This window comes from Escherichia sp. AM3, assembly GCF_032029835.1.
GTDB classification, from domain to species: domain Bacteria; phylum Pseudomonadota; class Gammaproteobacteria; order Enterobacterales; family Enterobacteriaceae; genus Escherichia; species Escherichia coli.
On sequence record NZ_JAVUPQ010000087.1, the window covers coordinates 1 to 14,087 of the forward strand.

General features: G+C 51.6%; 12 protein-coding genes and 2 pseudogenes. 9 read left to right on the top strand and 5 right to left on the bottom strand.

Features of this window, described 5'->3' with window-relative positions; genetic code table 11:
• Nucleotides 1–48: 48 nt before the first annotated feature.
• Nucleotides 49–393, bottom strand: a pseudogene (locus tag RTW80_RS20770) (MFS transporter); the annotation flags it as partial.
• Nucleotides 394–711: 318 nt separating this feature from the next.
• On the opposite strand from RTW80_RS20770, the gene RTW80_RS20775 reads away from it, so the two are divergent.
• The 5 genes from RTW80_RS20775 to RTW80_RS20795 all read left to right on the top strand — a co-directional run bounded on the left by RTW80_RS20775 (nucleotide 712) and on the right by RTW80_RS20795 (nucleotide 6,066).
• Nucleotides 712–1,497: an SDR family oxidoreductase gene (locus RTW80_RS20775; protein WP_000021321.1), complete on the top strand. Its 786-nt coding sequence runs from the start codon at nucleotides 712–714 to the stop codon at nucleotides 1,495–1,497.
• Nucleotides 1,498–1,566: 69 nt separating this feature from the next.
• Nucleotides 1,567–3,021, top strand: coding sequence for an FAD-binding oxidoreductase (locus tag RTW80_RS20780; protein ID WP_000059312.1), 1,455 nt, complete (start codon nucleotides 1,567–1,569; stop codon nucleotides 3,019–3,021).
• A gap of 21 nt (nucleotides 3,022–3,042) precedes the next feature.
• The gene (locus tag RTW80_RS20785) at nucleotides 3,043–4,452 is read left to right on the top strand and encodes an MFS transporter (protein ID WP_000147661.1); all 1,410 of its coding nucleotides are present in this window, start codon (nucleotides 3,043–3,045) and stop codon (nucleotides 4,450–4,452) included.
• A complete protein-coding gene (locus tag RTW80_RS20790) occupies nucleotides 4,430–5,209 on the top strand; it encodes an electron transfer flavoprotein subunit beta/FixA family protein (protein ID WP_033548472.1) in 780 nt (259 codons plus the stop codon). Before RTW80_RS20785 ends, RTW80_RS20790 begins: the two co-directional genes overlap by 23 nt.
• Entirely contained in the window at nucleotides 5,206–6,066 is an 861-nt protein-coding gene (locus RTW80_RS20795; RefSeq protein WP_012135960.1) for an electron transfer flavoprotein subunit alpha/FixB family protein, read from the top strand. The genes RTW80_RS20790 and RTW80_RS20795 overlap by 4 nt, the downstream gene beginning before the upstream one ends.
• A 147-nt stretch (nucleotides 6,067–6,213) precedes the next feature.
• Here the strand turns inward: RTW80_RS20795 and RTW80_RS20800 are convergent, their stop codons facing one another.
• The 4 genes from RTW80_RS20800 to queD form a co-directional block, all read right to left on the bottom strand.
• Nucleotides 6,214–6,789 carry a glycerol-3-phosphate responsive antiterminator gene (locus RTW80_RS20800; RefSeq protein WP_063119326.1) on the bottom strand — a complete coding sequence of 192 codons (576 nt, stop codon included), beginning with the start codon at nucleotides 6,787–6,789 and terminating at the stop codon, nucleotides 6,214–6,216.
• Nucleotides 6,790–6,805: 16 nt separating this feature from the next.
• Nucleotides 6,806–7,066 (bottom strand): ferredoxin family protein, encoded by a 261-nt coding sequence (locus RTW80_RS20805; RefSeq protein ID WP_000109367.1) that lies wholly within the window; start codon nucleotides 7,064–7,066, stop codon nucleotides 6,806–6,808.
• Nucleotides 7,057–8,328 carry an FAD-dependent oxidoreductase gene (locus RTW80_RS20810; protein ID WP_312720040.1) on the bottom strand — a complete coding sequence of 424 codons (1,272 nt, stop codon included), beginning with the start codon at nucleotides 8,326–8,328 and terminating at the stop codon, nucleotides 7,057–7,059. Before RTW80_RS20810 ends, RTW80_RS20805 begins: the two co-directional genes overlap by 10 nt.
• 77 nt (nucleotides 8,329–8,405) lie before the next feature.
• Nucleotides 8,406–8,768, bottom strand: coding sequence for a 6-carboxytetrahydropterin synthase QueD (gene queD / locus RTW80_RS20815; RefSeq protein WP_000108294.1), 363 nt, complete (start codon nucleotides 8,766–8,768; stop codon nucleotides 8,406–8,408).
• A gap of 318 nt (nucleotides 8,769–9,086) precedes the next feature.
• Between queD and cysJ the strand changes: the two genes are divergently transcribed.
• The 4 genes and pseudogenes from cysJ to RTW80_RS20835 form a co-directional block, all read left to right on the top strand.
• Nucleotides 9,087–10,886: an NADPH-dependent assimilatory sulfite reductase flavoprotein subunit gene (gene cysJ / locus RTW80_RS20820; RefSeq protein WP_000211941.1), complete on the top strand. Its 1,800-nt coding sequence runs from the start codon at nucleotides 9,087–9,089 to the stop codon at nucleotides 10,884–10,886.
• Nucleotides 10,886–12,598 carry an assimilatory sulfite reductase (NADPH) hemoprotein subunit gene (gene cysI, locus RTW80_RS20825; protein WP_312720044.1) on the top strand — a complete coding sequence of 571 codons (1,713 nt, stop codon included), beginning with the start codon at nucleotides 10,886–10,888 and terminating at the stop codon, nucleotides 12,596–12,598. The genes cysJ and cysI overlap by 1 nt, the downstream gene beginning before the upstream one ends.
• A gap of 73 nt (nucleotides 12,599–12,671) precedes the next feature.
• The gene (gene cysH / locus RTW80_RS20830) at nucleotides 12,672–13,406 is read left to right on the top strand and encodes a phosphoadenosine phosphosulfate reductase (protein ID WP_000039851.1); all 735 of its coding nucleotides are present in this window, start codon (nucleotides 12,672–12,674) and stop codon (nucleotides 13,404–13,406) included.
• Between the two features lie 358 nt (nucleotides 13,407–13,764).
• Nucleotides 13,765–14,016 (top strand): annotated as a pseudogene (locus RTW80_RS20835) (HD domain-containing protein); the annotation flags it as partial.
• Nucleotides 14,017–14,087: the final 71 nt, after the last annotated feature.

Below are 14,087 nucleotides of genomic sequence, written 5' to 3' on the forward strand. Positions count from 1 at the left end.
ATAGAAACAGAAGCCACTGGAGCACCTCAAAAACACCATCATACACTAAATCAGTAAGTTGGCAGCATCACCGGCGACCTGAATACAGAGCATTACCCACAGCGGTGGATACGTTGCCATTAACAGACCCAGTAATCCGGTAATGATCATCGCGGAAGTAATCATTTTGCGGTGTGAAAATTTATCGGCAATAACGCCGCTGGGGGCATAAAGAATAATAGCCGCAATACCAAAGGTACTCATTATTAAACCTATCTCGGTATTGCTGAATCCCATAAATTTCGCCATGGGAATTTGATAAATATAACGTAAATAAGCTAGGTCAAAACTAACGCCGCCGCTAAAACTAATTATCGCGAGGGTTATCCAACGGCGATATGAGTTGTGTTGCATATCGTATTCCCATTTGTAATAGACAAAAAAAAGAGAAAAGTAAGCCGCCCTTTCAGGTGGATTACTTTTCTCAGGTCTCTAGTAATTGCAATAAGAAATAACATGGAAAGCAGAGGTGTTGTGTGAGAGTAATCACGCTTCTGCTTTTTAAAACTATTTGACAATACGAATATCACACTGTGATTACGATCACATTAGCAGTTATGCCGTTATGCTAAAAATTATCTCCAGTTACCAGAGATAATGAGAAAGGTAACTTCCCTCTCGCGGGGGAAGTTACCTTTCTTTTTTTTTGCCTTACGGAAATTGGAGCTAACTATGTCAATCGAATCTCTCAATGCGTTCTCAATGGATTTTTTCTCACTGAAAGGTAAAACCGCAATTGTTACCGGTGGGAATAGCGGTTTAGGCCAGGCATTTGCCATGGCGTTGGCCAAAGCTGGCGCAAATATCTTTATTCCTAGTTTCGTCAAAGATAACGGCGAAACAAAGGAAATGATTGAAAAACAGGGTGTTGAGGTGGACTTCATGCAGGTGGATATCACCGCAGAAGGCGCGCCGCAGAAGATTATCGCTGCTTGCTGTGAGCGTTTCGGTACAGTTGATATTCTGGTAAACAATGCCGGTATTTGTAAGCTGAATAAGGTGCTGGACTTCGGTCGTGCCGACTGGGATCCGATGATTGATGTGAACCTGACCGCCGCATTCGAGTTAAGCTATGAAGCTGCAAAAATTATGATCCCGCAGAAAAGCGGCAAAATTATTAATATCTGTTCATTGTTCTCTTACTTAGGTGGACAATGGTCACCTGCATATTCTGCCACTAAACATGCTCTTGCCGGATTCACCAAAGCTTATTGTGATGAACTAGGTCAATATAATATTCAGGTAAATGGTATTGCCCCTGGCTATTATGCAACAGATATTACGCTGGCGACACGCAGTAATCCAGAAACCAATCAGCGCGTTCTTGATCATATTCCGGCAAACCGTTGGGGCGATACTCAGGATTTAATGGGCGCAGCTGTATTCCTCGCAAGTCCGGCTTCAAATTATGTCAATGGGCATTTATTAGTGGTCGATGGTGGTTATTTAGTGCGCTAATCCATAACGGTGGTTTCTGTTTTCTCTTATTAATGATTATTCCATTTTTATTATCAGGAAGGAATTACTATGTCTTTATCTCGCGCAGCGATTGTCGACCAACTAAAGGAAATTGTTGGTGCAGATCGCGTAATTACCGATGAAACAGTATTAAAGAAGAACAGTATTGACCGTTTTCGTAAATTTCCGGATATTCATGGCATTTATACTTTGCCGATTCCGGCAGCGGTCGTAAAACTCGGTTCCACAGAGCAAGTATCCCGTGTGCTGAATTTTATGAATGCGCACAAAATTAACGGTGTGCCGCGTACCGGCGCTTCCGCCACTGAAGGTGGGCTGGAAACCGTTGTGGAAAACTCGGTGGTGCTCGACGGCTCCGCCATGAATCAAATCATTAATATTGATATTGAGAATATGCAGGCGACGGCGCAATGTGGAGTTCCGCTGGAGGTGCTGGAAAATGCGTTGCGTGAAAAAGGTTACACCACGGGGCATTCTCCGCAGTCAAAGCCGCTGGCTCAGATGGGCGGCCTGGTAGCAACCCGCAGTATCGGGCAGTTCTCCACACTCTACGGCGCAATCGAAGATATGGTCGTTGGTCTGGAAGCAGTATTGGCTGATGGCACCGTCACACGCATTAAAAACGTGCCACGCCGCGCGGCTGGCCCGGACATTCGCCACATCATCATCGGTAACGAAGGTGCACTTTGCTATATCACTGAAGTAACAGTGAAAATCTTTAAATTCACCCCGGAAAACAACCTCTTCTACGGCTATATCCTGGAAGACATGAAAACCGGCTTCAACATCCTGCGTGAAGTCATGGTGGAAGGGTATCGTCCGTCGATCGCTCGTTTGTATGACGCTGAAGATGGCACCCAACACTTCACCCATTTTGCAGACGGAAAATGCGTGCTGATCTTTATGGCTGAAGGTAACCCTCGCATTGCGAAGGCGACGGGCGAAGGGATTGCGGAAATCGTTGCCCGCTACCCGCAATGCCAGCGCGTGGACAGCAAGCTGATCGAAACCTGGTTTAACAACCTGAACTGGGGACCGGATAAAGTGGCTGCCGAACGTGTGCAGATCCTCAAAACCGGCAACATGGGCTTTACCACTGAAGTGTCCGGCTGCTGGAGCTGCATCCACGAAATCTACGAAAGCGTTATTAACCGTATTCGTACTGAGTTCCCGCACGCCGACGACATCACCATGCTGGGCGGTCACTCCTCTCATAGCTATCAGAACGGCACCAACATGTACTTCGTCTACGACTACAACGTCGTTGACTGTAAGCCGGAAGAGGAAATCGACAAGTACCACAATCCGCTCAACAAAATCATCTGTGAAGAAACCATTCGCCTCGGCGGTTCGATGGTGCACCACCACGGCATTGGTAAACATCGCGTTCACTGGAGCAAGCTGGAACACGGCAGCGCGTGGGCGTTGCTGGAAGGGCTGAAAAAGCAGTTTGATCCTAACGGCATTATGAATACGGGTACTATCTATCCGATTGAAAAATAATGTATCAGGCAGCGTTCCGCGATGACGGGGCGTTGCCTTTTCGGCTTCTCAGGCGAGAAGCCGTTCTTATTACCGGACAATGAAGGGGTAAAGATGAACACTTCACCGGTGCGAATGGATGATTTACCGCTTAACCGTTTTCACTGTCGAATTGCTGCGCTCACTTTCGGCGCACACCTGACCGACGGTTATGTTCTCGGCGTCATTGGTTACGCCATTATTCAGCTTACGCCCGCCATGCAACTGACGCCGTTTATGGCGGGAATGATCGGCGGCTCGGCGCTCCTTGGTTTGTTTCTTGGCAGCCTGGTTCTTGGGTGGATCTCCGACCATATTGGTCGGCAAAAAATCTTCACCTTCAGCTTTTTGCTGATTACGCTCGCTTCGTTCTTGCAATTTTTTGCCACCAAGCCAGAGCATCTTATTGGGCTGCGCATTTTGATCGGCATTGGGCTGGGAGGCGATTACTCAGTTGGTCACACCTTGCTGGCTGAATTTTCCCCGCGCCGCCATCGCGGTATTTTGCTGGGCGCATTCAGCGTGGTGTGGACCGTAGGTTATGTGCTGGCAAGTATTGCCGGACATCACTTTATTTCCGAAAACCCGGAGGCCTGGCGCTGGCTGTTGGCATCGGCAGCTCTGCCCGCGTTGTTGATTACGTTATTACGCTGGGGAACGCCAGAATCGCCACGCTGGCTACTGCGCCAGGGGCGTTTTGCAGAAGCTCACGCTATCGTGCATCGCTATTTTGGTCCCCATGTTTTACTGGGCGATGAAGTGGTAACGGCGACCCATAAACACATCAAAACCTTGTTCTCTTCGCGTTACTGGCGGCGCACGGCGTTTAACAGCGTCTTCTTTGTCTGCCTCGTAATCCCATGGTTTGTGATTTATACCTGGCTGCCAACTATCGCCCAGACTATTGGTCTGGAAGATGCGCTGACTGCCAGCCTGATGCTTAATGCGTTGTTAATTGTAGGCGCGCTGCTGGGATTAGTTCTGACGCACCTGCTGGCACATCGCAAATTTTTGCTGGGAAGTTTTTTGCTGCTGGCGGCAACGCTGGTAGTGATGGCCTGTTTGCCTGCCGGCAGTTCATTAACGCTGCTGCTTTTTGTTCTCTTCAGCACCACCATTTCGGCAGTCAGTAATCTGGTGGGCATTTTGCCTGCGGAAAGTTTTCCTACTGACATTCGCTCGCTGGGCGTCGGTTTTGCCACCGCTATGAGTCGGTTGGGGGCGGCAGTAAGTACTGGCCTGCTACCGTGGGTGCTGGCGCAGTGGGGAATGCAAGTCACCTTATTGCTCCTGGCGACAGTGTTGTTAGTTGGTTTTGTCGTGACCTGGCTATGGGCACCAGAAACCAAAGCACTCCCGCTGGTGGCGGCGGGAAATGTAGGAGGTGCTAATGAACATTCTGTTAGCGTTTAAAGCCGAACCGGATGCCGGAATGCTGGCGGAAAAAGAGTGGCAGGCGGCGTCTCAGGGTAATAGCGGACCGGATGTTTCGTTACTGCGAAGTTTACTCGGTGCTGATGAACAGGCTGCCGCCGCGCTGCTGTTGGCGCAGAGAAAAAACGGTACGTCGATGTCTTTAACTGCGTTGAGCATGGGGGATGAACGGGCGTTGCACTGGCTGCGCTATCTCATGGCTCTTGGGTTTGAGGAAGCTGTATTGCTGGAGACGGCGGCAGATCTGCGCTTTGCGCCGGAATTTGTCGCTCGCCATATTGCCGAATGGCAGCGTCAGAATCCGCTGGATCTGATAATTACCGGCTGCCAAAGCAGCGAAGGGCAGAATGGGCAAACGCCATTTTTGCTGGCGGAAATGCTGGGCTGGCCCTGCTTCACCCAGGTGGAGCGTTTCACTCTCGACGCGCCGTTTATCACCCTCGAACAGCGTACTGAACATGGGTTGCGTTGTTGCCGGGTTCGCTTGCCTGCGGTGATTGCCGTGCGCCAGTGTGGTGAAGTGGCCTTGCCAGTACCGGGAATGCGCCAGCGAATGGCTGCGGGGAAAGCAGAAATTATCCGTAAGACTGTTGCTGCCGAATTGCCAGCGATGCAGTGTCTGCAACTGGCAAGAGCAGAGCAACGACGCGGAGCAACGCTGATTGATGGGAAAACGGTAGCAGAAAAAGCGCAAAAGCTATGGCAGGACTATTTACGCCAAAGGATGCAGCCATGAATATCGCAATTGTGACAATAAATCAGGAGAATGCCGCATTAGCGGGCTGGCTGGCGGCGCAGGATTTCAGCGGTTGTACCCTGGCGCACTGGCAAATAGAACCACAGCCTGTAGTGGCGGAACAGGTGCTGGATGCGCTGGTAGAACAGTGGCAGCGAACGCCTGCGGACGTTGTTCTCTTTCCGCCGGGAACGTTTGGCGATGAACTGTCGACCCGGCTGGCCTGGCGTTTACATGGTGCAAGCATCTGTCAGGTGACTTCGTTAGATATTCCAACCGTAAGCATGCGCAAATCCCACTGGGGAAATGCGTTAACGGCGACGCTGCAAACAGAAAAACGCCCGTTATGCCTTTCCCTGGCGCGTCAGGCGGGAGCAGCGAAAAACGCCACGTTGCCCTCTGGAATGCAACAACTGAACATTGTCCCGGGTGCGCTTCCGGACTGGCTGGTTAGCACAGAGGATCTGAAAAATGTTACCCGCGACCCATTAGCTGAGGCCAGACGGGTGCTGGTGGTGGGGCAGGGCGGAGAGGCAGATAACCAGGAAATCGCTATGCTGGCAGAAAAGCTGGGAGCCGAAGTGGGCTACAGTCGGGCGCGAGTGATGAACGGTGGCGTTGATGCTGAAAAAGTGATTGGTATTTCCGGACATCTGCTGGCACCTGAGGTGTGTATTGTTGTTGGCGCTTCTGGCGCAGCAGCGTTAATGGCGGGCGTACGCAATAGCAAGTTTGTGGTGGCGATTAATCATGACGCCAGCGCTGCGGTATTTTCACAGGCAGATGTTGGCGTGGTTGATGACTGGAAAGTGGTGCTGGAGGCACTGGTGACAAACATTCACGCAGATTGCCAATAACGTGTTGCCGGATGATCCTGCCTACGGTTCTGGCCTGGGGACTTGTAGGCCTGATAAGACGCGTCAAGCGTCGCATCAGGCGCTGAATGTCGGATGTGGCGTGCGGCCTACAAATCAAACCAAATTCAATTGGTTACGATTATCCCGTCAAAGTAATTTTTTCGCTAACGTCCAGACCCCGGTATTCGTGGTGGAAAGCGCCACGACACCCGCGTTAATCGCATTACGCGCATCTTCTTCATCGCACACCAGCCCACCGGCAATCAGCGGTTGGTGGATTTTCTCTGTCACCCAGCCCAGCACTTTGGGCATACAGCCTGGCAGGATCTCAATACAATCCGGATTCGATTGCGCAACTTGCTTATCAATGTTGTGAAACGAAATTGAATCAACAATAAACAGGCGATGAATACAGAAAAAACCTTCCGCTCTTGCCGCTTTCAACATTGAGGCTTTGGTACTGATAATGCCGTCCGCCTCGGTCACCAGTTTCAAAAACTGAATAACGACTTCTTTATTTGACGCGCCTTCCAGCAAATCAACATGAATAAAAGCATATTTCCCGGCGTTCTTAATCTTTTTAACGATATTACTGATGGTGCAGATATTGCCGTACAACACGGAAATAAACTGGCATTCAGAGTCGATTGCCAGTTGCAGGCTGGCATTATCTTTAACGGCAGCAATCACCGGATTCTGGCGGAGCAGGTGTAAGAGGGGCATAAATTATCCTTATTATTTATCCAAAGCGGTAGGTGATGCCGAATCCGGAAGGCGGATAGCGCCACTGTTGTAGTGTGGATTCGTCGCACAGCAAACGGCAGGTGCCACACTCCAGGCAGCCGTGATAATCAACGCGTAAGTCACCTTCCGGTGTGAGCGAAAAAAGACCTGCCGGACAGGCGTTAATCAACCGTTGTACCATCTGACGCTCAACGGAGTCAGCCGGAACAATGTGCGGCGCATCAGCAACGCGCCAGAGATTATGGGCTACAGACATCGAACACTCCTGATAACATCGCCCGCCAGATGCCACAGGCCATGACGACGTAAATGACGCCAGAATAACTGGCGCAGCGGTGGAACAGGTTTATCACCCTGATCCCATAAATCGCGGGAAATATCCTGCATTAACGCAGGCCACGCCCGATACCAGCCAGGGCGTTGCAAAAGCGCCGGAACATGCTGATAACGCTGTAGAATATCCCACAGCAGGCTGCGCTCGACGTTGTGATGATAAAGCGCAAACAGATTTTGCGGCTCGCGGTGCTGGCAGGCGCTTATCAGCGTTTGTGCCGCCGCCTGCGCGCCAGTCAGCGCCATATCCATGCCGCGCACGGAAATTCTGGTATTGACGCAACTGCGCAACGCATCGCCCACCAGCAGCCAGCCGTTACCGGCGTATTGCACCGGCATACTGTGCAAGCCACCTTCTGGCACCAGATGCGCACCATACTCCAGTGATTCCGTGTTTTTGATAAGCGGGCGCACTGCCGGATGCGCTTTAAAGCGAGTCAGCAGCTCGCTTGCCGGAACACGACTTTGCGTAAGGGAAGAGAGCGGGCAAACAATCCCTAACGAGAGCGTTTGTTGATTAGTATAAAGAAATGCGCCGCCGGGTAAGTCATCACAGATCCTGCCGCTGAACAGCAACGCTGCGCCTTCGTTATTCTCCAGATGAAAACGTTCTTCAATAGCGGATGGTTCCAGCGACAGCACTTCTTTGATCCCCAACGCCATCGCTTCGCCAGCAGGACGAGTCACTAACCCGTGACGCTCAGCCAGGACGCTGTTGGCACCTTCTGCCAGCACCACATAACGGGCACGGAGAATATCGTCACCACAAATGACACCACACACCCTGCCGTTTTCTTCATACAGTGCATCCACCGTCGCTCCGGGGATGCATTCGACACCTTCTTTTTCGGCTTCGGCAACCAGCCACGGATCGAACCGTGCACGTAATACACTCCAGGATTCACCGCCGGGCTGTAAGCTGGAAAACGTCGTTGCGCCATCGGGCGTTAACAGGGAAAGGCTTTCGTGAGTGATGCGTCGTTCAAGAGGCGCAGTCAGATGAAACTGAGGGAGGAGTTCCGCGAGTGCATGGGTATATAACCGCCCGCCGGAAAGATTTTTGCTGCCGGGGATTTCAGCGCGTTCCAGTAACAAAACGGATAAACCCGCTCGCGCGCAGCGTAACGCGCAAGCGGTGCCTGCAATACCGGCACCAATAATAATAATGTCGCAGTCGTCTTCCATGTCATGCCCCAGATATCCAGAACACAACACCCTAACATAGCGTTACTTAAGGGAAATTGACCGCCGACACACTCTTATCATTCGCCGCGATAGATACACCCTGCGGTGCAGGTTTCTTTTACCATCACCGCACTTAACAGCGGCACAACGGGTTTAACCTGATCCCAAATCCATTTTGCTAAAACCTCGCTGGTTGGGTTTTCCAGACCTGGAATATCATTGAGATAATGGTGATCGAGGCGCTCGTAGGTTGGTTTAAACGCCGCTTTTAGTTCAGCGAAATCGATAATCCAGCCCGTATGCGGATCGACTTCCCCGGTAATTTCCAGTCGCACCATAAAGGAATGCCCGTGCAGGCGACCACATTTATGCCCTTCCGGGACGTGTGGTAAGCGGTGAGCGGCTTCGAAGGTGAAATCTTTAAATAACGTGGTGGACATCATAATTTCTCTACAGGACGATAAAACCGCCGTAGAGTACCGGAAAGGCTGTTTTTTCGCATTATCTAAAACGACTTTGTTGCGCAAAATCGCTGATTTATCTTAATGATTGGCTAAATTCATTTGTTTTTCATTAGGTTGGTTAATCTATTTTGTTGTTAAAGACTATTGCTAAAACAGGTTAGTCGATTTGGTTATTAGTTATCGCTATCCCGTCTTTAATCCACACCGTTTGCCCCGTTAACCTTACCTTCTCTTCTGTTTTATGGGCGCTGACAGGGCGCAGAAACAGCTTTGCTTACTGGAACATAACGACGCATGACGACACAGGTCCCACCTTCCGCGTTGCTTCCGTTGAACCCGGAGCAACTGGCACGCCTTCAGGCGGCCACGACCGATTTAACTCCCACCCAGCTTGCCTGGGTTTCTGGCTATTTCTGGGGCGTGCTCAATCAGCAGCCTGCTGCGCTTGCAGCGACGCCAGCGCCAGCCGCAGAAATGCCGGGTATAACTATTATCTCCGCCTCGCAAACCGGCAATGCGCGCCGGGTTGCTGAAGCATTACGCGATGATTTATTGACGGCAAAACTGAACGTTAAACTGGTGAACGCGGGCGACTATAAATTCAAACAAATCGCCAGCGAAAAACTGCTTATCGTGGTGACGTCAACGCAAGGAGAAGGGGAACCGCCGGAAGAAGCCGTCGCGCTGCATAAGTTCCTGTTCTCCAAAAAAGCGCCGAAGCTGGAAAACACCGCATTTGCCGTGTTTAGCCTCGGCGATAGCTCTTATGAATTTTTCTGTCAGTCCGGGAAAGATTTTGACAGCAAGCTGGCGGAACTGGGCGGTGAACGCCTGCTCGACCGTGTCGATGCCGACGTTGAATACCAGACCGCTGCCAGCGAGTGGCGCGCTCGCGTGGTTGATGCGCTTAAATCGCGTGCGCCTGTCGCGGCACCTTCGCAATCCGTCGCTACTGGCGCGGTAAATGAAATCCACACCAGCCCGTACAGCAAAGACTCGCCGCTGGTGGCGAGCCTCTCTGTTAACCAGAAAATTACCGGGCGTAACTCTGAAAAAGACGTTCGCCATATCGAAATTGACTTAGGTGACTCGGGCCTGCGTTACCAGCCGGGTGACGCGCTGGGTGTCTGGTATCAGAACGATCCGGCACTGGTGAAAGAACTTGTCGAACTGCTGTGGCTGAAAGGCGATGAACCTGTCACCGTCGAGGGCAAAACGTTGCCTCTGAACGAAGCGCTACAGTGGCACTTCGAACTGACCGTCAACACCGCCAACATTGTTGAGAATTACGCCACGCTTACCCGCAGCGAAACACTGCTGCCGCTGGTGGGCGATAAAGCGAAGTTACAGCATTACGCCGCGACGACGCCGATTGTTGACATGGTGCGTTTCTCCCCGGCACAGCTTGATGCCGAAGCGCTAATTAATCTGCTGCGCCCGCTGACGCCGCGTCTCTATTCCATTGCCTCCTCGCAGGCGGAAGTCGAGAACGAAGTACACGTCACCGTTGGTGTGGTGCGTTACGACGTGGAAGGCCGCGCCCGTGCCGGTGGTGCCTCCAGCTTCCTCGCTGACCGCGTGGAAGAAGAGGGCGAAGTCCGCGTATTTATCGAACATAACGATAACTTCCGCCTACCAGCCAATCCAGAAACCCCGGTGATTATGATTGGCCCAGGCACCGGTATCGCGCCGTTCCGCGCCTTTATGCAGCAACGTGCTGCCGATGAAGCACCGGGTAAAAACTGGCTGTTCTTTGGCAACCCGCATTTTACGGAAGATTTCCTCTACCAGGTGGAGTGGCAGCGCTACGTCAAAGAGGGCGTGCTGACACGTATCGATCTTGCCTGGTCGCGCGATCAAAAAGAAAAAGTTTACGTACAAGACAAACTGCGCGAACAGGGCGCGGAGCTGTGGCGCTGGATCAATGACGGTGCCCACATTTATGTCTGCGGCGACGCTAATCGCATGGCGAAAGACGTTGAGCAGGCACTTCTGGAAGTGATTGCCGAATTTGGTGGCATGGACACCGAAGCGGCGGATGAATTTTTAAGTGAGCTGCGCGTAGAGCGCCGTTATCAGCGAGATGTCTACTAATGAGCGAAAAACATCCAGGGCCTTTAGTGGTCGAAGGAAAACTGACAGACGCCGAGCGCATGAAGCTTGAAAGCAACTACCTGCGCGGCACCATTGCGGAAGATTTAAACGACGGTCTGACCGGCGGCTTTAAGGGCGACAACTTCCTGCTGATCCGCTTCCACGGCATGTATCAGCAGGATGACCGCGACATCCGCGCCGAACGTGCTGAACAGAAGCTGGAGCCGCGCCACGCGATGCTGCTTCGCTGTCGTCTGCCGGGTGGGGTGATTACCACTAAACAGTGGCAGGCGATCGACAAATTTGCCGGTGAAAACACCATCTATGGCAGCATTCGCCTGACCAACCGCCAGACGTTTCAGTTCCACGGCATTCTGAAAAAGAACGTCAAACCGGTGCACCAGATGCTGCACTCGGTCGGTCTTGATGCGCTGGCGACCGCTAACGACATGAACCGTAACGTACTCTGCACCTCGAACCCTTACGAGTCGCAGCTACACGCGGAAGCGTATGAATGGGCGAAGAAAATCTCTGAACATCTGCTGCCGCGTACCCGCGCGTATGCGGAGATCTGGCTCGATCAGGAAAAAGTCGCCACCACCGATGAAGAACCGATCCTCGGTCAGACTTATTTGCCGCGTAAATTCAAAACCACGGTAGTGATCCCGCCGCAGAACGATATCGATCTGCATGCCAACGACATGAACTTCGTGGCAATCGCCGAAAACGGCAAGCTGGTAGGCTTTAACCTGCTGGTGGGCGGCGGGCTTTCCATCGAACACGGTAATAAGAAAACCTACGCCCGCACGGCGAGCGAGTTTGGTTATCTGCCGCTGGAGCATACCCTGGCGGTGGCGGAAGCCGTCGTGACGACTCAGCGCGATTGGGGTAACCGTACCGATCGTAAAAATGCCAAAACCAAATACACGCTGGAGCGCGTGGGTGTTGAGACATTTAAAGCGGAAGTGGAACGTCGCGCGGGGATCAAATTCGAACCGATCCGCCCGTATGAATTTACAGGGCGCGGCGATCGCATTGGTTGGGTAAAAGGCATTGATGACAAATGGCACCTGACGCTGTTTATCGAAAATGGCCGAATCCTTGATTATCCGGGGCGTCCGCTGAAAACCGGCCTGCTGGAGATCGCGAAGATCCACAAAGGCGATTTCCGCATTACGGCGAACCAGAATCTGATCATCGCCGGTGTGCCGGAAAGCGAGAAAGCGAAGATCGAGAAGATCGCCAAAGAGAGCGGGTTAATGAATGCCGTCACGCCGCAGCGTGAAAACTCAATGGCCTGCGTCTCGTTCCCGACTTGCCCGCTGGCGATGGCGGAAGCGGAGCGTTTGCTGCCGTCTTTTATCGACAACATCGATAATTTAATGGCGAAACATGGTGTCAGCGATGAGCATATCGTGATGCGTGTCACAGGCTGCCCGAACGGTTGTGGTCGCGCGATGCTGGCGGAAGTGGGCCTGGTGGGTAAAGCACCGGGTCGCTACAATCTGCATCTTGGCGGCAACCGCATTGGGACACGTATCCCACGGATGTATAAAGAAAACATCACCGAGCCGGAAATCCTGGCGTCGCTTGATGAACTGATAGGGCGCTGGGCGAAAGAGCGCGAAGCGGGTGAAGGCTTCGGCGACTTTACGGTGCGTGCGGGCATCATTCGCCCGGTGCTCGATCCGGCGCGCGATTTGTGGGATTAACCATCAGCCCGGTCTTGTAGGCCTGATAAGACGCGTGAGCGTCGCATCAGGCAAGGCAAACAGTGAGGAATCTATGTCCAAACTCGATCTAAACGCCCTGAACGAACTGCCGAAGGTAGATCGCATTCTGGCGCTGGCAGAAACTAACGCCGAACTGGAAAAACTGGACGCTGAAGGCCGCGTAGCCTGGGCGCTGGATAATCTGCCCGGTGAATATGTACTTTCTTCCAGCTTTGGCATTCAGGCGGCGGTGAGCCTGCATCTGGTGAATCAAATTCGCCCGGATATTCCGGTGATCCTCACCGATACGGGTTACTTGTTCCCGGAAACCTACCGCTTTATTGACGAGTTAACGGACAAACTCAAGCTCAACCTGAAAGTGTACCGTGCTACCGAAAGCGCAGCCTGGCAGGAAGCACGCTACGGAAAACTGTGGGAACAGGGCGTTGAAGGCATTGAAAAGTACAATGACATCAACAAAGTCGAACCGATGAACCGGGCGCTGAAAGAACTTAACGCGCAAACGTGGTTTGCTGGCCTGCGCCGTGAACAATCCGGCAGCCGCGCCAATTTACCGGTGCTGGCAATTCAGCGTGGCGTATTTAAAGTGCTGCCGATTATCGACTGGGATAACCGAACTATTTATCAGTACCTGCAAAAACATGGCCTGAAATATCACCCATTATGGGACGAAGGATATTTATCGGTGGGCGATACCCATACAACCCGTAAATGGGAACCCGGCATGTCGGAAGAAGAAACACGTTTCTTTGGCTTAAAAAGGGAATGTGGATTGCACGAAGGGTAAATATTGCCGGATAAATTAAATGCCTCTGTCAGAAATGATGGGGGCGTTTTTATTTTGCGAGCAGTATTCCTGATTTTAAACGTGAACGCCGCTGGAAGAATTATCAGGTATAGAATGGCGTCGGGTGCTTGAGGCTGTCTGGCGTTAAGCATTCGCGAGGTTCCAGATGGACAAAAGCCCCAGGTGATATTTCTATCAACCTGAGGCCAGCGTTCGAACCTAAGCAATTCGGATGTTAGTCTCTTCTTTGCAGGGAGGCAAGACATGTGTATATCACTGTAATTCGATATTTATGAGCAGCATCGAAAAATAGTCCACTGATATCATCGATAATACTAAAAAAACAGGGAGGCTATTAATGGAACCTTTTAAATATATATGTCATTACTGGGGGAAATCCTCAAAAAGCCTGACGAAAGGAAATGATATTCATCTGTTGATTTATCATTGCCTGGATGTTGCAGCTGTTGCAGATTGCTGGTGGGATCAATCAGTCGTACTACAAAATGCTTTTTGCCGAAATGAAATGCTATCAAAACAGAGGGTGAAGGCCTGGCTGTTATTTTTCATTGCTCTTCATGATATTGGAAAGTTTGATATACGATTCCAGGTGATGCTGCCAACTTACTGATTTAGTGTATGATGGTGTTTTTGAGGTGCTCCAGTGGCTTCTGTTTCTAT